Consider the following 21,332-nt stretch of genomic DNA (forward strand, 5'->3'; position numbering starts at 1 on the left):
ATCTGCATTTATTAAAAAAATAGCTAAAATTCTTAATATTGAGTTAATTAATCTCCCACCTTATTCTCCACACTTAAATCCCATAGAACAGCTTTGGAGAATAATGAAAAATATAATTCGCAATGAATACCTAAAATCCAAAGAACATCTAAAAGAACTAGTCAAAAAAACCTTCAATGAAAATATTGAAAAGAACAATATTACAATACATTGGTGTGAAACATTTATATCAAAAGTTTAGTAATTAACTATAATACTATTTATATGTTAGCATTTGGCACTATAAAAAACTTGAATGATTTTTAGAAATTTGCATTGTATGTTTCATATTTTAGTTTTAGATTAAATTTTTTTTAGGATTTCTTTATATATCTGAATAATTATTTAATATGTTTTGGGAAGTTTTTTAAGAGGTTGTTTTTAGATTTTAATTTTTTTTTGGTTCGTGTTTCTGAAATACTGTTACCAGATTCGTCATCCAAGTTCATTGTCATCTTATTCATCTAATTTAATAATTTCTTCAAGATATTGTTTCATTATTTTTAATTGTTATTTATTAGTAAATAATTTCATTCATGAATGTTTTTAACTTTGGTTCCCTCCACTCACATGATGAATTTAACTAAATCCACTTCACGTGTGGCTATTATAGTTATTTTAAAGGATTTAACAATCAGATCATCATGATCCAATTTAATTCTCAAAATTTAATGATGCTAAACAGTTTCACCAAGATTATCAATAAATGTAAGATTAGCTTTTCGAACAACCAATTTGATTAACCAAATTATTTAATATAAATATCACATATAATCTTCAGGAATCAAATTTTTTAAATTCATGGCACAAACAAGATATAATTAATAATATCATCTAAAAACCATGAATAAAATAAGTATAATGATTAGTTTTTATAATACAAGATTATAGTTCATAGTATACAAAATTAAATAAAAAATAAGTAAAAAATATTAAAAATTAGTGAGATAATGTCCTATTATCAAAATAATATAAAAATTACAAATATAAATTCTCAAACTTTATAAATCTTAAAAATAAAAAGTCTAACTAGCATGACTACTAATAAAATTTTACTAAAATTTGCAAAAAAAGGAATAAACCTTTCACCAGAAGCCTATAATATAGTAAATAATGCTGAAAATCCTCTTGATTTTGCATCATCATTAATAGTTAAATTAAAAAGTGATAAGTATTCATCAAAAGACTTAGTTTCTGTAAGCGAAGATATTATAAATGAAATTACAGGAAAACAAAAAGAAAATAATATAATTCAAAAAACACTAGGACCTTCTGTTGATAAAAAAGAAATAGAAATTAAAAGTGATGTTAAAGAAAAAATTGATGATTTAAAAAAAGAAAGTGATAATGTTGAAAAATACATTAATCCAACTATTGTTGAAGCTTCTGAAACAATTAAAGATGAAAAAATTGAATTTAAAAGGAATTTAGAAAAAACTAATGTAAAATACGATTTTGAAATCTTACAAGACACTAGTAAAAAGTCATATACTAGTGGTGAGATTGAAAACTTAATTTCTTATTTTAAAAGTAGATATGATAAATTAGCTAAAATTTTATCTAGTAGACCTGAACTTAAAAATTACACTAAAATAGCTGATATTGAAGAAGATCAAGATTCTTTAAGTATGATTTTAATGGTTAAAGAAATAAGATCAAGTAAAAATGGACATAAAATTATTGAATTTGAAGATGATACAGGAACAATATCTGTTCTATTTACAAATAAAAAAGAAGACCTATTTAAAGAAGCTGAAAAATTGGTTAAAGATGAAGTTGTAGGTGTTATTGCAAATAAAAGTGATGATAGTCATTTTGCTTTTGGTCAAGAAATTATTAATCCTGGTGTTTCAAGAATTCCTGAAAAGAAAATGGATTTTAGTATAGTATTTCTATCAGATGTCCATATTGGTAGTTTAACATTTCTAGAAGATGCATTTGTAAGATTCATTGATTGGATTAACTGTGACTATGGAACTGAAGAGCAAAGAAAAATAGCAGAAGATGTAAAATATCTTGTTATTGGTGGAGACATAGTGGATGGTATTGGTGTTTATCCAAATCAAGAAAAAGAATTAGCTATTAAAGACATTACAGAGCAGTATAATGAAGCTGCAAGATTTTTAGGAAATGTAAGAAGTGATATTAAAATTATTATTGCCCCTGGAAACCACGACGCTTCAAGAGTTGCTGAACCTCAACCTGCAGTTCCTGAAGAATATGCAAAAGCATTATATGAGCTTGATAATGTTGAATTTATTAGTAATCCTGGCGTTGTATCATTAGATGGGATTCATGTTTTAATTTATCATGGACGTAGTTTTGATGACTTAGTAATGGCTGTTAAAGAATTTACTCATGAAAGAAATGATTTATTAATGGAAGAATTACTTAAAAAAAGACATTTAGCTCCAATTTATGGTGAAAGGACACCATTAGCTTCTGAACTTGAAGATTATTTAGTTATTGATGAAATTCCAGATATATTCCATACTGGACATGTTCATATTAATACTTATAGAAAATTCAATGGAATTCATTTAATTAATTCAGGAACTTTTCAAACTCAAACCGAATTTCAAAAAATTTATAATATTGAACCAACACCTGCAGAAGTCCCAGTTCTTTATAAAGGAAAATATAAACATTTAAAATTTATTTAAGGTGATTATTAATGAAAAAAAATATTGCTGAAGTTGTTAATATATCAAATAATGTCTATGAAAAAGGACTTGTTTCTGGAAAAGCTGGAAATATTAGTACAAGACATAAAAGCGAGTGTGGTGATATTATTTCTATTACTCCTACTTTAAAATCACTTGGAGATTTAAAAGAAGAGGATGTAGTTTTAGTTGATATTAATGGAAATATTTTAACAAAAGGAAAACCTTCATCTGAAGTCAATATGCATATTGAAATCTATAAAAATAGGAATGATGTAAATGCAATTGTCCATACTCATTCTCCTTATGCTACTGGTTTTGCTTTCTCATCAAAAAGAATTAAAAGATATGAGGGTTTTGGAACTGTTAATTCCAAATTTTTAGCTTATATTGATTATGAAAAACCAGGAACTAATAAACTTGCAAAAAAAGCTGCAGAAGGATTATCTACTGAAAATGTCTTGATTTTAAAAAATCATGGTGTTGTCTGTATTAGTGATAATTTAAAAGAAGCAGAATCTCTTGCATTATTTGTAGAAGAAACAGCAAAAACTCAATTTATTACTCATATGTTAAATTCATCAGAAGATTATATTTAATCTTCATCTGAATCAATTTTTTTATTTGTTCTAGCTTCATATCCTTCATTAATCATTTGAATTATTAATCCAGATAATGAAGTATCTTCATCGATTGCGATTTTTTTTAATTCTTTTTTTAATTCCTTCGGTAAATTAATAGTTGTTTTGCTTATTTCAGACATATATTATAGTTTGAATTAATCTTTAATATAAATTTTTTCATTAACCTAAAACATCAATTTAACCACAAAATATATAAATATACATGTCTAATATTATTTATTAATAAAAATTTGACTATTTTTGGAGGGAGTTATTATAAGCAACGCAACATTAAAAGAAGTATGTGAAATACTTGAATATATAAAAGAAAACAATACTGTTCCTCGTAACATTAGAGAAGCAGCTGATCAATCCAATGAGCTTCTAAAAGATGGAGAACAAGATCAATCTGTTAAAATTAGCGCTGTTCTAGGAAAATTAGATGAAATTAGTAATGATCCTAATATTCCAGTTCATGCTAGAACTTTAATTTGGGAAGTATTATCCAAATTAGAATCTATCTAAAACTTTTCTTTTTTATTTTGAAACAGCTATTGAAATTGTAACACCATCATTTTGTGTTTTTTTATAAATTAATTTTGAATCGAAACCTGCTGTAATAAGAGCTGAAGGTTCACAAACACCATAAATTCCAAATTTTGAATACACAAATTCTGATTTTTGAACATTTTTTGAGCTAAATAATCTCAATTTATCTAATTCTACAAAATTAACTGAGATATCTAATTTTTTAGCTAAATTTAATATTCCTTTTTCATCTTTTTTTATTTCAGCAGAGGCTAGACCATTAATTCTAGATTTTGATAAATTCAATGTATTTAATGCCATGTCTAATTTTTCCTCAATTTCTTCACATTTTTTACCACGTCTACATCCAATACCTACAATTATTTTTTTAGGTATTAACGTTAATTCATGATTCTCAACACGACACAAAATTTCATTAGGATCTATTTTACTACTTTGAGAAATTAAAACATCTATTTCAAGTGTAACTTTACTTAAATACTCATACAAATAATCATAATTAGATTTATCATTTAATTTGATAAAAATTCTCTTATTATCCAAAATAGCTTTATTAAAGTGTAAAATCTCATTAGTATTACTAATACTCAAATATAAATCTTTAGCCAGTGTATCTATCCCTAATTTTTTATTCACGTCTGTTGAAGTTGTAATTACAGGAGTTGCATCAATTAACCTTGATACTTTTCCACATAATTCATTTGCTCCACCTAAATGACCAGAAAGGACACTAATAACAAAATTTCCATTATCATCAATATTTAAAATAGCAGGATCTGTTACTTTAGATTCAATTAAAGGTGCAATAGATCTAACTAAAATACCAGATGCCATTATTGCTATTATAGCATCATATTCATAAAATATTAATTGAAAATATTTTCTTACATTTTTATGATATAACACGGTTGAAATAATGGTTGAGTCTTTATCTAATTTTTCTTTTAATTGATGTGCTAATTTTTTACCTTTAAAAGATACTGAAATAATAGCTATTTTCATGATATCACATAAATAATTGTTAATAAAAAAATAATTGTAATTGTGAATAAAAACATTGTTATTTTTGAGAGTTTAACTGCTTTGTTGATGTCTGTAGAATCTATTTCTTTATTTTTATCTCCTAAAACATATGTTTCTTTTTTAATTAATTGTATATCTAATGCTCCAGCCGTTGTTGCCATTGTAAATCCAGAGTTTGGACTTGGACAATTCTTAGCATCTCTTTTAAACATTTTGTAACTATTTTTATAATTATATTTTAATAAACATGATGATATAACTATATAAATTCCAGCAATTCTTGATGGAATATAATTTAAAACATCATCTAATTTAGCAGGAATATAGCCAATAATTTTTAATTCATCAGTTTCATATCCAACCATTGCATCTAATGTATTTGAAATTCTATAAAAAAATGAAATTAATAATAGTAATATAATAAAATTATTATTTGAAAAAATTAATAATAAAGATCCAAAAATGAAATAATAAAAAATAGGAGCTACATATGAGTCTGTAATGTTTTCAGTCATACTTTCAATTGTTGCTGATACAATAAAAGACTCTGTAAGTTCTTGTGTATTTCTACTAACTAAATATGATACTGATTCACGAGCTTTTTCTAAACTCTCATCTAAATTGTTTTTAACATTAATAGCTGTTTCTAATAACATTTTAATAGAAAATGTTGATGATAATAATATTGTAAATATAATAAAATAAATTATCAAGTTAAATGTAGAAAAAAAGATTAGTAAGGCCACAATTGTTAGTGTAATTATGCTTGTGAATACAACAAGTAACAATCCTGAGATTTTATTATTTATTTTAATAAAAATATTTTTAAAAAAGTTTATTATATGGCCTATAATTACAACTGGATGAATCTTAACAGGAAGTTCTCCAAATGTTATATCTATTAATATTGCACAAATTAATGTTAATATAATAAATAAAAATAAATTCAATGAATTAAAATTAATTAAATTTATATCATATATACTATCATAATTTAACATGTTTTATTATATATACTATAAAAATAAATAATTTATTATAAAATTTTAATAATGATTAATATGACAATTGAAAATGATGTTAAAAAATGGTTAGTCGATGAAGGATTTTACCGCGAAGAAAAATTCGAAGAAAATGTTGATTTTCACTATATCGTTGAATTTCCAAAAGAGAATATGATGGATGTTGTTAAACCGAAAAGAAAAGATTGTATTGTAATTGGATGTGCAACTCAAATTGCACCACAACATTTAGAATTAATGAAAGAATCTAAAGATAATATTAAAAAAGAATTTATTTTAGACCTTAATTTTGGATTAAATAATTTTTTAGTTGATTATGAACTTCAAATTGACCAAGATTTATTAAATGGTTTTATTATTACAGATGAAATTTTTAGTGATGGATTAACAAAGCATAACTTTATTAAAACTTTAAAGCGTGTTTTTAAAGCTAAGCTACATTGTATCTGGTTGATTGATAAGAAATTTGAAAAACTTGATTTTTCTAAAAATACTCCCAGTGATAATACAATGTTTGTCTAGAGTGAGAGAGATACGTTTCAAGTATAATCTTTACGAAGATATATTAGAATTGAAGAGGTGTATTTCTACTGTAAATATTTGAAATTTATCTCATTTTTTTAAATTTTATTTTTTTTACACTTGAAATCCATGTCTTGATTTTTTATTTTCTATCTTTATTTTTTTACACTTGAAATCAATCTGTCCCTCTGTTATTTTTCATGTGTAATATTAATTTTTACACTTGAAATCCATGACTATTTCTATTTTTATTTTTTTATTAAATTAAACAAATACTTTATTTAATTAATTATATAAATGTTAATCAATTTAAAATTTATTTATTTATAATGTACTCTTTTAATAATTATTATTTTTAAATATAACTAATCGTTGTTAATTTAATTTTTTATTTTTTAATCAAAATAATACATTTAAATAATTTTGTAATAAAAAACTTTATTTAATACATCTTTGTATATATTATCACTGGAAATAATACTAATTATTTTTACATATTATTCTTACATTTTAATTGAGGTTATTTTTATGACTAATATTTTTGATGAATTTGAAACAAATAATACAATTTTCAAGGATAAAAAACCATTGGATCACCGATTTCTACCTGAAAAATTAATACATAGGGAAGATCAAATTAAACAAATCGCGAAATATTGGGTAGATGCACTAAATAATGTCACGCCATCAAATATTACAATTTATGGAAAAACTGGTACTGGTAAAACTGCAGCTTCAAAATTTGCTCGTGAGCAATTAAATGAAGCTTCAAAAAATAAAGATGTTTTTATAAGAGTTGAATATATCAGATGTACTGACTATACAACTGAATATCAAGTAATTGCTCATTTATGTCAAAAACTTGGTCGTGATGTTCCTAATCGAGGTTGGACAAAAAGTGAAATTGTTAATACATTTAGAAACATCTTTAAAACAAATTCATTTGGAAAAAAACTTATTTTAATTGTTATTTTGGATGAAATTGATATTTTACTTGATAAAGATGGGGATGGAATTTTATACACATTAACAAGAACTGAAAATGTTTCTATTTTATCAATTAGTAATTATTTAGACTTTAAAGGTCTTATCAAGTCAAGAGTTAACAGTAGTTTAAATGATAAGGAAATTGTATTTCCTCCATATGGTGCAGATCAATTAGCTGATATATTATATGATAGAGCAGGGTTATCTTTTCATGAAAGAGTCTTAGAAAATGATGTTATTCCATTATGCTCTGCTATGGCAGCTAAAGAAGAAGGTGATGCAAGGTATGCATTAGACTTACTTAGAACTTCTGGTGAATTAGCTTTTGATGAAGATTCTGAAAATGTATCTAGTAGTCATGTAAAAAGAGCAAAAGACAAGATAGAACATAATAAAGTAACAGAAATTATATCAACGTTACCTATTCAACAACAAAGAGTTTTAGAAGCTATTTTAAACTTAACAAAGGAAAATGGTGAAATTACTTCTGGTAAATTATATGATGCATATAAAGAAGTGTCTAATAAAGATTCAGTTACTTATAGAAGAATTTTTGATTTTATTAATGAACTTGAAATGTTAGGAATTATTTCTACAAACACAATTTCTCGTGGTCGTGGAAAAGGAAGAACTAATATTATAAAGCTTCAGTGTGATTTAAATTTACTTGAATCAACTCTTTTTCCTACTTAGGGTTGTTTTTAATTAGTGTATTTAAAATAGCCATTCTTACAGGAACTGCATTAGCTGCCTGTGAGAAATATTTATTGTATTTTGTATTATCAACATCACTATCAATTTCATCAATTCTAGGTAATGGATGCATTACAATCAAATCTTTACCTTCAAGCATTTTTTTGTTAATAATATAAGCTCCTTTTATTTTTATATAATCTTCAATATCAACAAATCTTTCTTTTTGAATTCTAGTGATATATAATACATTTACATCATCAATTATTTTTTCAATACTTTCTACCTCTTCATATTCAATGTTTGTTTTGTTTAAGTCGTGAAGAATTTCATTTGGCATTTTTAACTCTGGAGGAGATACCAAATAAATTTTCATGTTTTTAAATAGTCCTAATGCATTAGCGAGTGAATGTACAGTACGGCCAAATTTTAAATCGCCAATTAAAGCTATTTTTAAATTATCTATTTCACCAATTTCTTTTTTTATAGTGAACAAATCAAGTAATGTTTGTGTTGGATGTTGACCAGCTCCGTCTCCTGCATTAATAACAGGAACATCAACAATATCTGATATAAATTTAGATACTCCTTCATATTCATGTCTAATAACTAATGCATCACTATAACCTTCAAACATTTTTGCAGTATCAGCTATACTTTCACCTTTTGAAACAGAACTAGATCTACTATTTTCAAATCCAATACACTCTCCTCCTAAACGTTTAATTGCGGTTTCAAATGACATTTTCGTCCTTGTTGAAGGTTCAAAAAACATTAAACTTAAAATTTTTCCTTTTAATTCTTCACACACTTCTTTAGATTTAGCTATATTTTCTAATTTCGATGCTTCATCAAGAATATATTCAATATCACTTCTTTCGAAGTCTTTTATTGAAATCATGTTTTTTAATTTGAAAATTTTTACCAACCCTTTTATATTTATAAGTAAATAGCTATATTATTCTTTCAATTGGAACTACTAAAATATCTTTAGCTCCTGCTGTTCTTAAATCATTAACAAGTTCAAATACTTCATCTTCATTGATAACCGCTTGAACAGCCACGGTTTTTTCTTTTGATAAAACTTCAGATATTGTAGGACCAGCCATAGATGGCATAACGTCTTTTACTTTATTTAAATCTTTTTCTTTTACATTCATCATTATAAGCTTCTTTCTCTCAGCATCTAAAACTCCTTTAATACTTGTATTTACAGCATCAATCAATATTTTTTTCTTTTCATAGTTTTCTTTATTTGTTATAAGAACAATACTACTTTCAAGGATAGTATCAATAATTTTAAGATGATTCATTTTTAATGTGGTTCCAGTACTTGTTAAATCACTAATTAAATCAGCAACACCAATAAATGGAGCAGCTTCTGTTGATCCACTTAATTTAACAATTTTTAAATCCAAATCATGCTTTTTTAAGTATTTTTTAGTTAATGTTGGAAATTCACTAGCTATTGTTAAGTCTGTTGTAATATCATTAATTGAGTTAATATTAGATTCATCAGGAGCAGCTATCACTAATTTTGTTTGTCCAAATCTTAAATCTAATAGCTCTAAAACATCACTTTCACTTTCTTCAATTAAATCCACACCGGTTATACCCATATCAACAACACCGTCATGAACAAAACCAGGAATATCTGAAGCTCTTGCGAACATCACTTCAATATCTTTATTATATGTTTTAGAGATTAATCTTCTATTATTTTTATCAATCAATCCTAATCCTGCCTTTTCTAAAATATTTATTGAGGGTTCACTTATTCTTCCCTTTGAAGGAATGGCAATTTTAATTTTCATCATATCTTCTCAATTTTTTTAATTAATTGATATTATTATTCTTTTAATTAAATAATTTTTCTTATTTTTTGATTTAATACCTTTAAATTTACAATAATATTTAAATATGATGAGTATTTAACCTTATATTTAACTTAATATTAATTCAAATATAATCATTAAGTTATTACTAATTAATAAGAGGTGAAAATCATGTCTGAAATACCAAAAGCTCCTATTGCTAGAATCATCAAAGATGCTGGTGCAGAAAGAGTAAGTGAAGATGCTAAAGATGCATTAGCCGATTATGTTGAAGAAGTTGCACGTAATGTTGCTATTGAAGCTAAAAATGTAGCTAAAATTGCAAAACGTAAAACTGTCAAAGCAGATGATATTAAATTAGCAATTAAAAACTTAGAATAAGTTTTTAACTTTTTTTTATTTTTTTTCAGGTGTTATTATGAAAGATAATACTATTTTAATTAAAAACGCATTTATTTTAGATTCTAATAATTTTAAAGGAAAAAAACAATCTCTTTTAATAAAAAACGATAAAATATCTGAAATTTCTAGCAGGATAGATGAAAATGATGTAGATAAAATCATTGATGCTACCGGAAAAATCTTACTTCCAGGATTTATAAATACTCATACACATTTATCAATGACATTATTTAGAGGATTAGCCGATGATTTGAGTTTAGATAGTTGGTTAAATGATTATATTTGGCCAATGGAAGCAAATCTTACAGGTGATTATTCTTATATTGGAGCTTTATTAGGTGCAATTGAACTAATAAAGTCAGGAACAACAACATTTTCTGACATGTATTTTTACATGGAAGATGTAGCAAGAGCCGTTGATGATGCTGGGTTGCGAGCCGTGTTATCTTATGGAATGATTGATTTTTCAGACGCTGATAAAAGAGCTAATGAAATTAAAGAGAACATGGCTTTATTTGACAAATGTAATGGAATGGCGGATGGAAGAATTAAAGTATTTTTTGGACCACATTCTCCATACACTGCTTCTGAAGAATTATTAAAAGAAATTAGAAAATTAGCTAATGAATATAATATTGGAATTCATATTCATGTTAGTGAAACCCAAAAAGAAATTAATGATATATTAAATGAAAAAGGATTAAGACCTTTTGAATATTTAGATAGTATTGGCTTTTTAGGGTCTGATGTTATAGCAGCTCACTGTGTATGGTTAAGTGACGAAGAAATTAAAATTATTAAGAAAAATAATGTTAAAGTTTCACATAATCCCTGCAGTAATATGAAATTAGCTTCTGGAATAGCTCCTATTTCTAAATTAATTGAAAATGACATTTGTGTGGGAATTGGAACTGATGGTGCTTCTTCAAATAATAATTTAGATTTAATTGAAGAGTTAAAAACAGCATCTCTTCTTCAAAAGGTTGCAACTTTAAATCCTAAAGTATTAACGGCTAATGAAGCAATAGCTATGGGAACTATAAAAGGTGCTGAAGTTTTAGGTTTAGATGATGAAATTGGTTCTATTGAAATTGGGAAAAAAGCAGATATTATTTTAGTCGACACAAATCAAGTTAATATGGTTCCCGGTTCTTCTAATTTAAGTTCAAATATTATTTATTCTGCAAATGGTTCAAATGTTGATACTACTATTTGTAATGGTAAAATATTAATGGAAAATAAAAAATTAACAATCTTGAATGAAGAAGAAATTTATAATAAAGCTAGACAAGTAATAAAAGAATTAAAAGAAACTATCTAGTTTCAAATTTTATTTTATTTTTGTTTAAAATTATACTTCTTTTCCAGGCATCATTACTTCGAGGATAATCCTGTCTAAAATGAGCTCCTCTACTTTCTCTACGTAATATTGCTGATTTTACAATCAAAATACAAATTTCAACCATATTTATTACTTCAAGTGCAGTAACTAAATCTGTATTGTATTGAGTTTTATTATTAACATCTAATTTATTTAAATCTTTTTGCATTTCTAATAATTTTTTCAATGCATCATTTAGATTTTTTTCATCTCGTACAATAGCTACTTTTTCCCACATTAAGTTTTTAATATTCTCTTTAAATTCATTGGGTTTTATTGATCCTTTTTTAATTAGATTTTCAATTCTTGAAGCTTCTTTTTTAACCATTTTTTCATTTGTTTTAAATTCATTATTTTTAGCTACTTTAGATGCACTTTCCCCAGCTATTTTTCCAAATACCTGTGTATCAGCTAAAGCGTTTCCTCCTAGGCGGTTAGCTCCATGTACTCCTCCACAAACTTCTCCAGCAGCAAATAAATTCTTAATATTAGTTGATGCATCTTTTTTTATTTTTAAGCCACCCATAAAATGATGTGCAGTTGGAGCTACTTCAATTGTTTCATTTTTAATATCTATTCCTACATTTTTAAATTGTAAGACCATTGTTTCAAGTTTTTCATCAATTATTTCATCAGGAAGATGTGTAATATCAAGATATACTCCTCCATTTTCACTACCTCTTCCTTCAATTATTTCTTGATAAATCGATCTTGCAACAACATCGCGTGTAGCTAATTCCATTTTTTCAGGAGCATATTTTTTCATAAAACGTTCTCCATTTTTATTTAAAAGCTTTCCACCTTCTGCTCTAACAGCTTCAGTTACTAAAACTCCTTTTTTAGATTCTGGAGAAACCATTCCTGTTGGATGAAATTGTACTTGTTCCATATCAATTAAATTTGCTCCTATTCTGTAGGCTATAGCAAATCCATCACCATTTTTTTGGAATGTATTTGAAGTTACAGGATATAATTGACCTGCACCTCCACTAGCTAATATAACTGCTTTGGCTTGAAAAAATATTAAATTAGAGTCTTTTAAATCAAGTCCACATGCACCAATTACTTTTGCATCTTTTGTAACTAATGAAGTAATCATAACTTCTTCAATACATTCTATGTTTCTTTTAATAATTTCTTCTTTAAGAGCATTTAATAGTTCAGCTCCTGTCCTATCTCCTTGAAAACAGGTTCTTCTATAACTTTGACCTCCAAAAGGTCTTTGATTTATATCACCATTTTCTTGTCTTTCAAATATTGCTCCATAATTTTCTAAATCAATTAATCTTTTTGGAGATTCATTAACTAATATTTCTACTAGTTCTTTATCATTAAGATAGCTTCCACCTTTTAATGTATCTGCAAGGTGTGCTTCAAGCGAATCGTCCTTATCAATTGCTTTAAAAACAGCATTATAACCACCTTCAGCCATTCCAGTACATCCTGATCTAAAAGATAATCCTTTTGACACTATTAATGCTTTTAAACCTGAATCATTAACTTCAATAGCTGCACGACTACCAGCACCTCCAGATCCAATAATTAATACATCTGTCGATATTGTCTTAATTTCCATATTTTATCCCTTATATTTTAATTAGTAGTATTTATATCATTTACACTTAAAAAAATTATCTTAAATACTTAAATATATCTACTATATAAAATAATAAAAGAGGTCATACATGAAAATTAAAGGTGAAGTTACATCTGGATTTGGAAAAGCAGCATTTTTTTTATCACAAGAATTTTATATTGAAAACTTTAAAAAAAACTGTGGATTTGTCCCTTATCCAGGTACATTAAATGTCATTGTTCCTGATAAATATTTATCACAGATTAATGAAATAAAAAACACTTGTAAAAACATTATTAAACCTGATGAAGGTTTTGGAGCTGTTAAATATATTGAAGCGAAGTTGAATGATGAAATTAATGGAGCTATTGTATTTCCAGCTAAAACAACTCATGAAGAAAATTATCTAGAATTTATAGCTAAAGATAAGCTTAGAGATAAATTATTTCTTAAAGATGGGGATATTGTTTCTTTAGAATTTTAATTTTTTTACCACAAAATATTTAATGTATGATTGATAAACCGTTTAAACACGTTCTCAGGGCGGAGTGAAATTCTCCACCGGTGGTGATTTTTAATATAAGTCCACGAGCATAATATGTTGATTTGGTGAGATTCCAAAACCGACGGTGATAGTCCGGATGAAAGAGAATTGTTTAATTTTAGCCCTGGTTCTATAGTATTTAAGGAAGTATTACTATGAATCATGAAACAGATTTAGAAAAAGGTTTTGAAGCTTTAAGAAATGGTGAATTTATATTAGTTTTTGATGATGATGATAGAGAAGGAGAAGTAGATATGATTATCGCTTCTGAATTTGTAACTCCTAAATCAATAGCTACTATGAGAGATTATGCAGGTGGTTTAATCTGTAATTGTCTGCATTCTGATTATTGTGATGCTATTAAATTACCATTTATGACAGAAATTATGCAAGCAGCTTGTGAAAAATATCCTGATTTAGAAAAATTAACACCTAATGATATTCCTTATGATGAGAGATCATCATTTTCAATTTGGGTAAATCATAGAAAGTCATTTACAGGAATAACAGACATTGATAGAGCAACAACTATTAGTGAAATGGCAAAGATGATGAAAGAAGAAAGATTTGAGGATTTTGGTAAAACTTTTAGGTCTCCTGGTCATGTTTGTCTTTTAAGAGGAGCTGATGGTTTAGTTAAAAATAGAAGAGGTCATACAGAAATTGGTCTTGCAATGTGTGAAATGGCAGGTATAACTCCAGTTTGTGTTGTTTGTGAAATGATGGATTCTAAAACAGGTAAAGCTACATCTATTGAAGATGCATGTAAATATGCTGAGAAAAACAATTTAGTTTTACTTAAAGGCGAAGATATTATAAATGCATATTTAAATATCTAATTATTTGCTTTTTCAAAAATATAATTTGCAATGTATTGGGTTATCTGTTTTACTTTATAAGAATTATAAATACTAAAACTAATAGATAACTCATTATGTAATTCTATTTTAAGTCCATCACGCATTTCTTTTGAATTTGATATTTTACTTATTGAGTTCCATGTAATTTTTAAATTTTTATCATTTTCTATTGCTTTTTCTATAAAAATTCCATCTTCTTCAATTTTTACATTTTTTATTATTCTACGGATATTTTCAGATTTTAATATTAAATTGTTAGATTCATCAAATCCATAATCAGGAACTAAACATGTTGCTTTCCATCCTTGTTTTATTTTTTTCATAAGACGTGCTTTATCTTTTTTTGATAGTTTAACTCCTTTTTCAAGTCCTAAATTTAATGCCATTATATCATCTTATTTTTAATTTCTTCAAATGTAAATATTTTATTAAATTCAATCTCACAAGCCATATTTATTATATCATTGATATTTAAATTATTTTCCACTAATTCAAGTGCATATTTAGTAAATAAATCATATCTTATTTCAACTTCAGGAATAAATCCTCTTCCACCTGTTTTTAATTTTGGAAGTTTCAATATATTGTCTACATTTGTATTATTTTTAATATATGGAACTACATTGTCAAATATATTATCATTATATACCTTGTTTAATATTATTGCTTTTACTGGAACTCCAAATGTTTCAAGCATATTTGCATGTGAAACTAAGTCAATAGCTGCAGATTCAATTCCTCCTTTATTAACTCCAGTAACTAATATCATTGGGATTTTTGATGACATTGCAATTTCAGCAGCTGAAAAAGGTACTTTTTCATTTAAAATACCTGTAAATACACTCATAACTCCTTCTATTAATACAATATCATAATCTGATTTATTTAGCATATCTATTGTAGATTTGATATTTTTCCAGCCTAAGTGTCCAATTTTTATCGAAGAAAAATTTTCCATTTTTCCTTTTGTTAAGTATAATCCTGGAATTATATCTCGAACATCTGGTCCTACTTTTAATAAAGCTACTTTATAACCTTTTTTTCTAATAGCTCCAGCAAGTCCAGTCATTATAAATGTTTTTCCGCTATCAGATCCGTTACTTCCAATCATTAAATATTTAGGTTTTTTGTTTGGTGTGGTTTTTTTTATTTTTATATTCGTGTTTATTCCAATTTCTTTTTGGAGATATTTTTTTACTTTTAGATTTTTATTGTAGATTTTATCAATATTTTTAATGTCCATATAATTTATTAAATTTTCTAAAAGAATTGGGTTTTCATCTAATATGTTATGAATCATTGTACCAATTACATTTCCATCATCATTACATGCACCTGAGAAGATATTATAATCACCTTTTTCATTGGTATCTCCATAATTCATTCTTTGAACCTTCGAATAAAACAAAGGTTTTGCATATCCTTCAATTTTACCATAGGTGTGTGTATGGAAACCATCAACATCTTCAATTTGATTTTTTGTTATAAATGAATTATCAAAAACTTTGGCTTTAATCCTATCACTTGTAATTAATGGTGAAAAATTAACATCTATTATTTCAAGACCTTTTTTTATAATAGGCACTTCCGATTTTCTACCAATATTTATTTGATTAGATAAAAGTTGAAAACCTGCACAAATTCCAATAATAGCTTTTCCATCATTAGCCATTTTTTTAATCTCTTTATTTAAATCCATGTTAATATCATTAGATTCAATAAGAGTACCACCTGGAATTATTAAAGCATCAAGCTCATTACTTGCTTTGTTCCCATTAACAAGCCCATTTTCTTTAACAATGTCTGTTGGTAAATTTCCAAAGTCTTCAAATCCGGGAACAGCTCCATTTATGTAGGTGATTCCAATTTTTGTCATAAAATAACTCCTTGAATATTCTATTATATTTTATTAATATTAAATTTTAAATATAGATTTCAAGTGTAAAATTGGTATTTTATTAATAATGGGTAATTTTAGAAAAAAAAGAATTCATTGAGTATTTTGTAAAACACTCATAGCTTTTATTATTTTTAAATCATCTAGCGGTTTAGCTTGTAATTGTAATCCTACAGGAATATTATCTACTTCACCAGCTTTAATACTTCCAGCTGGAATTCCTGCTAAATTAGCGATTACAGTTAATATATCATAAGCATACATTTCCATTGGTGTTAATTTTTCACCAATTTTATGTGGTAACTTAGGAACTGTCGGACCTACAATTAAATCTACATTTTCAAGCATTGAATTAATTTCGTTTCTAATAACAGATCTTGCTTTAAGTGCTTGTTTATAATATTTACCACTGAATTCAGCTTGTGCAATGTGAGAACCAATTTTAATTCTTCTTAAAACTTCGTCTCCACAGACTTCTTCTATTCTATAACCATAATCTCTTCCATCATATTTTCTAGTAGCAGAGAAAAATTCTACATAGTTAATTAAATAGTAAGTTGGAAGACAAAGATCTATATAATCAAAACTTACTTCAACAAGTTCTGCTCCACCATCAACCAATTTATTAATAGCTTTATTAACAGTTTTGTTGATTTCATCATCAGTAACATCAATAAATTCTTTACAAATAGCTATTTTCATATTTTCAAGAGAGTTATCTTCAATCACGCTTGTAAAATCAGGTTTATCCCAATTTAAAGTGGTACATTCTGTTTCATCATAATCTACAATAGTGTTAAGTGCAAGTGCAATTCCACTTACATCATTTGCTAATGGTCCAATTTGATCTAAACTCATAGATAAATCAAGCAAACCCTGTCTTGAAACTGCACCATATGTAGGTTTAAATCCAATAACCCCACAATGTGATGCAGGGTTTCTAATTGATCCACCAGTATCAGAACCAATTGAAATATCACACATTTTAGCCGCTATTGCAGCAGCACTTCCTCCACTTGAACCACCTGGGATTCTACCTATAGCAGCCGGGTTTTGTGTAGGTCCGAAGTAAGAAGTTTCTGTTGAACTTCCAGCTGCAAATTCATCCATATTTAAAAGACCAATAATTATTCCATCTTCTGCAATAATTTTTTCAACAACACTTGCATTATAGCTTCCAATATAATTTTCTAATGTTTTTGAAGCAGCTGAAACAATTAAATCTTCAACATTAATATTTGCTTTTACTCCGAATACTAATCCTGCTAAAGAACCTACTTTTTTACCATTAGCTATTTTTTCATCAATAGCTTTGGCTTGTTTTAAAGCATTTTCTTTGTTTAATTCTAAAAAAGCATTAATTTCTTCATTATTTTCATCGATTACTTTAATGAAGCTTTCAACATTTTCTTTAGCTGTTATTTCTCCTGTTTTTATTGAGTTTAATTTTTCAATAACATTCATTAAAACACCTGATTATCGTAATTAGTATAATATTTTTATTTTATTTTTTAATGTTTATATAGTTGTTTTTTTAAATGTTTAAAATAGGGGAAGATTATGAAAAAAGCTATTGTGTTTGATAATTCTGGAACATTAGTTAAAAGACATAGGGTAATTAAAGATATTAATAATAATAAATTTATAACGAATATTAATTCTATGGACATTATTGATGGTACAACATCACTAGCATTGGTTGTTCTTCAATTCGATACTAATAATCTTTTAAAAATTCCGAAAAATACCTTGATTTCAGAGGTTATTAAAAGATGTAATATTGATTTTGATGTTAGCTTTACAAATGCTAAACTTACAAAAGATGAAGTTAAACAAATACTTTTTAATGAAAAAAATGCCACGATTGCGGATATTATTGATGCATTTCCACTTTTAAAAGATAAAGTTCCAAAATTTGAACTTTGTAATGGCTCTGCTTTAATAATTAATATGGATTTATCTACAATAGAATATACAATAACTTCAGCAGGAATGTTATTTTCAGGAGTTATTGACACAATAAAAGTTTTAAAATCTCGTGGAATTGAAATTTATATAGCATCAGGAGATAGAAAAGGAGCTATTCATAAATTAGCAGATATTATAGAAACTAAACGTGAAAATGCCTTTGGGTCTGTTTCACCAATTGGAAAATGGGAAATTGTTCACGATTTGCAAAAGGATGGATATAAAGTAATGATGGTAGGAGATGCTATTAACGATTTAATTGCTTTTAATCAGGCAGATGTTAGTGTTTTAACAATAGAACAAGAAGAAGAAATTTCTCCTAAGATGCTAGATAAATCAGACTATGTAATAAATCATATTTCTGAAATTGTTAATATTGATTTTTAAATTATCTTATTAATTATTTCCTTACTTTTTAATACATTATCAAAGTTATTTAGCTCAATTATTCCTTTATTTATTTTTTTAAGTAAGCTTAAATCAAGTGTTCCATCACCCAATGTTATATGTTGGTCTTTCATTCCATTATTATCATTTAAATGACAATAACTTATATTTTTTAGACTTAACATTTCTTCTAGATTACCACATGTATTTCCATGACCAGTATCTATTGTTAAAAAGCATCCAGTTTCATTTTGAATTCTTTCTATTTCTTCTACAGTATTTCCTAAGAATGATGGATTAACAGGCATATTTTCAACAGAAATAACAATGTTTGTATTATCAATTATTTCTCCTATACTTTCTATTGCCCTTTCCATTGCCCATTCACGTAAATGTGGCTCGTTTCTTCCAATTTTTCCTGGATGAACTGTTATTGCACTTGCATTTATCTTTTCACCATATTGTCCACAGTTGATTATTTGCCTTACACTTTCCTTTTTAATACCTTTATTTAAACTAGCTATATTAATATCTACGGTAGTGGAGTGAATTTTTATATCTAATCCACAATCTTTAAATTCACATTTATCTTTTTCCCAAAAAGGATCTTCTCCAAGTATTTCAATTATTTCAAAACCATGTAGTTTAGCTAATTTTATGATTTCTTTGTGGTCATGCATAAATAAAGCAAGTGTTGTAAATCCAAGTTCCATATTTAATAATAATCTTTGAATATATTTTAAATTTATGTTAATAATTTTTATATAGTAAAAATAAAATTTAATAATCAATGTACTAATGGGAAGTAATATTATGTATAGTAATATTGAAAATTTAAAAAAAGAAAATATGAATCTTGCTGATAAGATTTATATTTTTGATACAACTCTTAGAGATGGTGAACAAACACCAGGAGTTGCACTAACAGTTGATGAAAAAATACAAATAGCACAAAAACTTTCAAAAATTGGCGTGGATAAAATAGAAGTTGGATTTCCTGCTTCTTCTAAAGGCGAAATTGAATCTGCAAAAAAAATAAAATCTTTAGATTTAGATTCTAAAATCGTTGGTTTAGCAAGAACTGTAAAAGAGGATATTGATGCAGTTGTTGATGCGGATTTAGAATATATACATACATTTATTGGTACTTCCCCATTACATAGGAATTTTAAACTTAAAATGTCTAAAGAGCAGGTTATTCAAAGAGCTGTTGAAGCTATTGATTATGCTAAGGAGTATGGTTTAACTGTTGAATTTTCTGCAGAAGATGCAACTAGAACAGAACGAGACTTTTTATTTAAAATCTTTAATGAAGCTATTGGGGCGGGAGCTGATTTTTTAGATGTTCCAGATACTGTAGGAGTATTAACTCCTGTTATAACTCATGAAATTATTACAGATTTAAGAAATAATTTTAAAACACCAATTAGTGTTCATTTTCATAATGATTTTGGATTAGCTACAGCTAATACTTTAACTGCAATTGAATGTGGTGCAAATCAGGCTCATGTAACTGTAAATGGGATGGGAGAACGAACAGGCAATACTTCACTTGAAGAAATTGTTGTTACTCTTCATGCAGCTTATGGGATTAATGTTAATGTTGATACAACACAACTATATTCTTTATCTGAGTTTGTTGGACGTTTAACTGGTATTAAAATGCCTGTTAATAAGCCAATTGTTGGAGCCAATGCATTTGCCCATGAATCAGGGATTCATGTTCATGGAATTTTAAATAATTCATCTACTTATGAACCTATTTCTCCTGACCTTGTAGGACATAAAAGAAAAATTGTATTAGGTAAACATACAGGAGCTAATGCTTTAAAATCTAAATTAAAAGAATATAATATAGAATTAAACGATGAACAGTTCAAAAGAGTTTTTAATCAAATTAAATCTTTAGGTGATAAAGGAAAATGCATCACTGATCATGATTTAATAGCTATTGCTACAATTGAATTAGGTTCTGCCCGTGAAAAACGCATTGAATTAATAGGATTAGGATTAGCTTCTGGAGCAGTTGTTTCTCCAACAGCTACTGTTAAATTAAAAATTGATGGTGAAATTAAGGAAGCAGCAAGTACTGGTGTTGGACCTGTTGATGCTTCTATCAATGCTATTCGTAATTTAATTCAAGATTCAATGGATGTTGAACTTGAAGAATATAATATTGAAGCTATTACTGGAGGTACAGATGCCTTAGCCGAAGTGTTTGTCATAACTTCTGATTCTAAGGGAAATAAATCTATGGGTAGGTCCACTAATGAAGATATTGTAATGGCTAGTATTTTAGCTGTTCTTGATTCAATAAATAAGTTATTTTTAATCCAAAATGAATGACTTATTTTAATTTTT

Annotated in this window: 22 protein-coding genes and 1 riboswitch; of the genes, 12 read left to right on the forward strand and 10 right to left on the reverse strand. The window is 26.6% G+C overall.

Annotated features, from left to right (window positions below; genetic code table 11):
* The 3 genes from MBORA_RS11450 to MBORA_RS03785 form a co-directional block, all read left to right on the forward strand.
* Window positions 1-241: transposase (locus MBORA_RS11450; protein ID WP_198643700.1), on the forward strand; the 241-nt coding region annotated here is incomplete at its 5' end.
* An 832-nt stretch (window positions 242-1,073) separates the two neighbouring features.
* Window positions 1,074-2,702, forward strand: coding sequence for a DNA-directed DNA polymerase II small subunit (locus MBORA_RS03780; protein ID WP_063720246.1), 1,629 nt, complete (start codon window positions 1,074-1,076; stop codon window positions 2,700-2,702).
* 11 nt (window positions 2,703-2,713) lie between these two features.
* On the forward strand, window positions 2,714-3,301 hold the full coding sequence (locus MBORA_RS03785) for a class II aldolase/adducin family protein (protein WP_063720247.1): 588 nt from the start codon (window positions 2,714-2,716) through the stop codon (window positions 3,299-3,301).
* Here MBORA_RS03785 and MBORA_RS03790 read toward each other — a convergent pair.
* On the reverse strand, window positions 3,298-3,465 hold the full coding sequence (locus tag MBORA_RS03790) for a ribbon-helix-helix protein, CopG family (RefSeq protein WP_063720248.1): 168 nt from the start codon (window positions 3,463-3,465) through the stop codon (window positions 3,298-3,300). The two genes, MBORA_RS03785 and MBORA_RS03790, sit on opposite strands and share 4 nt — an antisense overlap.
* 136 nt (window positions 3,466-3,601) lie before the next feature.
* Here MBORA_RS03790 and MBORA_RS03795 point away from each other — a divergent pair, with 136 nt between their 5' ends.
* Window positions 3,602-3,850, forward strand: coding sequence for a UPF0147 family protein (locus MBORA_RS03795; RefSeq protein WP_042694778.1), 249 nt, complete (start codon window positions 3,602-3,604; stop codon window positions 3,848-3,850).
* Window positions 3,851-3,862: 12 nt separating this feature from the next.
* Here MBORA_RS03795 and MBORA_RS03800 read toward each other — a convergent pair whose 3' ends face one another.
* Both MBORA_RS03800 and MBORA_RS03805 read right to left on the reverse strand, forming a co-directional pair.
* Entirely contained in the window at window positions 3,863-4,876 is a 1,014-nt protein-coding gene (locus MBORA_RS03800) for a cobalt-precorrin 5A hydrolase (RefSeq protein ID WP_063720249.1), read from the reverse strand.
* Window positions 4,873-5,898: a cobalamin biosynthesis protein gene (locus MBORA_RS03805; protein ID WP_063720250.1), complete on the reverse strand. Its 1,026-nt coding sequence runs from the start codon at window positions 5,896-5,898 to the stop codon at window positions 4,873-4,875. Before MBORA_RS03805 ends, MBORA_RS03800 begins: the two co-directional genes overlap by 4 nt.
* Window positions 5,899-5,949: 51 nt before the next feature.
* On the opposite strand from MBORA_RS03805, the gene MBORA_RS03810 reads away from it, so the two are divergent.
* Together MBORA_RS03810 and MBORA_RS03815 are read left to right on the forward strand one after the other, a co-directional pair.
* Window positions 5,950-6,441, forward strand: coding sequence for a DUF2299 domain-containing protein (locus MBORA_RS03810; protein WP_248845831.1), 492 nt, complete (start codon window positions 5,950-5,952; stop codon window positions 6,439-6,441).
* Window positions 6,442-6,969: 528 nt separating this feature from the next.
* A complete protein-coding gene (locus tag MBORA_RS03815; RefSeq protein WP_042694671.1) occupies window positions 6,970-8,121 on the forward strand; it encodes an orc1/cdc6 family replication initiation protein in 1,152 nt (383 codons plus the stop codon).
* Here the strand turns inward: MBORA_RS03815 and pyrB are convergent.
* Both pyrB and hisG read right to left on the reverse strand, forming a co-directional pair.
* Window positions 8,114-9,049: an aspartate carbamoyltransferase gene (pyrB, locus tag MBORA_RS03820; RefSeq protein WP_063720251.1), complete on the reverse strand. Its 936-nt coding sequence runs from the start codon at window positions 9,047-9,049 to the stop codon at window positions 8,114-8,116. The two genes, MBORA_RS03815 and pyrB, sit on opposite strands and share 8 nt — an antisense overlap.
* Before the next feature lie 25 nt (window positions 9,050-9,074).
* Window positions 9,075-9,935 carry an ATP phosphoribosyltransferase gene (hisG, locus tag MBORA_RS03825; RefSeq protein WP_063720252.1) on the reverse strand — a complete coding sequence of 287 codons (861 nt, stop codon included), beginning with the start codon at window positions 9,933-9,935 and terminating at the stop codon, window positions 9,075-9,077.
* Between the two features lie 192 nt (window positions 9,936-10,127).
* Between hisG and MBORA_RS03830 the strand changes: the two genes are divergently transcribed.
* Window positions 10,128-10,337, forward strand: a complete 210-nt coding sequence (locus tag MBORA_RS03830; protein WP_042694673.1) for a histone family protein — start codon at window positions 10,128-10,130, stop codon at window positions 10,335-10,337.
* A 37-nt stretch (window positions 10,338-10,374) separates the two neighbouring features.
* A complete protein-coding gene (locus MBORA_RS03835; protein ID WP_042694675.1) occupies window positions 10,375-11,679 on the forward strand; it encodes an amidohydrolase family protein in 1,305 nt (434 codons plus the stop codon).
* Here the strand turns inward: MBORA_RS03835 and tfrA are convergent.
* Window positions 11,672-13,315 (reverse strand): fumarate reductase (CoM/CoB) subunit TfrA, encoded by a 1,644-nt coding sequence (gene tfrA, locus MBORA_RS03840; protein ID WP_042694676.1) that lies wholly within the window; start codon window positions 13,313-13,315, stop codon window positions 11,672-11,674. The two genes, MBORA_RS03835 and tfrA, sit on opposite strands and share 8 nt — an antisense overlap.
* Before the next feature lie 109 nt (window positions 13,316-13,424).
* Here tfrA and MBORA_RS03845 point away from each other — a divergent pair, with 109 nt between their 5' ends.
* Both MBORA_RS03845 and ribB read left to right on the forward strand, forming a co-directional pair.
* On the forward strand, window positions 13,425-13,799 hold the full coding sequence (locus MBORA_RS03845) for a DUF120 domain-containing protein (RefSeq protein ID WP_063720253.1): 375 nt from the start codon (window positions 13,425-13,427) through the stop codon (window positions 13,797-13,799).
* Window positions 13,800-13,845: 46 nt separating this feature from the next.
* Window positions 13,846-13,972, forward strand: a riboswitch (FMN riboswitch).
* A 42-nt stretch (window positions 13,973-14,014) separates the two neighbouring features.
* The gene (gene ribB, locus MBORA_RS03850; RefSeq protein WP_042694678.1) at window positions 14,015-14,698 is read left to right on the forward strand and encodes a 3,4-dihydroxy-2-butanone-4-phosphate synthase; all 684 of its coding nucleotides are present in this window, start codon (window positions 14,015-14,017) and stop codon (window positions 14,696-14,698) included.
* On the opposite strand, the gene MBORA_RS03855 is transcribed toward ribB, so the two are convergent.
* The 3 genes from MBORA_RS03855 to gatA all read right to left on the reverse strand — a co-directional run bounded on the left by MBORA_RS03855 (window position 14,695) and on the right by gatA (window position 18,080).
* Window positions 14,695-15,105 carry a hypothetical protein gene (locus tag MBORA_RS03855; RefSeq protein WP_042694680.1) on the reverse strand — a complete coding sequence of 137 codons (411 nt, stop codon included), beginning with the start codon at window positions 15,103-15,105 and terminating at the stop codon, window positions 14,695-14,697. The two genes, ribB and MBORA_RS03855, sit on opposite strands and share 4 nt — an antisense overlap.
* Window positions 15,105-16,595 carry an AAA family ATPase gene (locus MBORA_RS03860; protein WP_063720254.1) on the reverse strand — a complete coding sequence of 497 codons (1,491 nt, stop codon included), beginning with the start codon at window positions 16,593-16,595 and terminating at the stop codon, window positions 15,105-15,107. The genes MBORA_RS03855 and MBORA_RS03860 overlap by 1 nt, the downstream gene beginning before the upstream one ends.
* A 114-nt stretch (window positions 16,596-16,709) precedes the next feature.
* Window positions 16,710-18,080: an Asp-tRNA(Asn)/Glu-tRNA(Gln) amidotransferase subunit GatA gene (gene gatA / locus MBORA_RS03865; protein ID WP_042694681.1), complete on the reverse strand. Its 1,371-nt coding sequence runs from the start codon at window positions 18,078-18,080 to the stop codon at window positions 16,710-16,712.
* Window positions 18,081-18,176: 96 nt separating this feature from the next.
* Here gatA and MBORA_RS03870 point away from each other — a divergent pair, with 96 nt between their 5' ends.
* On the forward strand, window positions 18,177-18,971 hold the full coding sequence (locus MBORA_RS03870; RefSeq protein ID WP_042694682.1) for an HAD family hydrolase: 795 nt from the start codon (window positions 18,177-18,179) through the stop codon (window positions 18,969-18,971).
* Here the strand turns inward: MBORA_RS03870 and MBORA_RS03875 are convergent.
* A complete protein-coding gene (locus tag MBORA_RS03875; protein ID WP_042694684.1) occupies window positions 18,968-19,684 on the reverse strand; it encodes a sugar phosphate isomerase/epimerase family protein in 717 nt (238 codons plus the stop codon). The two genes, MBORA_RS03870 and MBORA_RS03875, sit on opposite strands and share 4 nt — an antisense overlap.
* Window positions 19,685-19,784: 100 nt before the next feature.
* On the opposite strand from MBORA_RS03875, the gene MBORA_RS03880 reads away from it, so the two are divergent.
* Window positions 19,785-21,317 carry a 2-isopropylmalate synthase gene (locus MBORA_RS03880; RefSeq protein WP_063720255.1) on the forward strand — a complete coding sequence of 511 codons (1,533 nt, stop codon included), beginning with the start codon at window positions 19,785-19,787 and terminating at the stop codon, window positions 21,315-21,317.
* Window positions 21,318-21,332: the final 15 nt, after the last annotated feature.

The organism is Methanobrevibacter oralis (assembly GCF_001639275.1).
In the GTDB taxonomy this organism is placed as follows: Archaea; Methanobacteriota; Methanobacteria; order Methanobacteriales; family Methanobacteriaceae; genus Methanocatella; species Methanocatella oralis.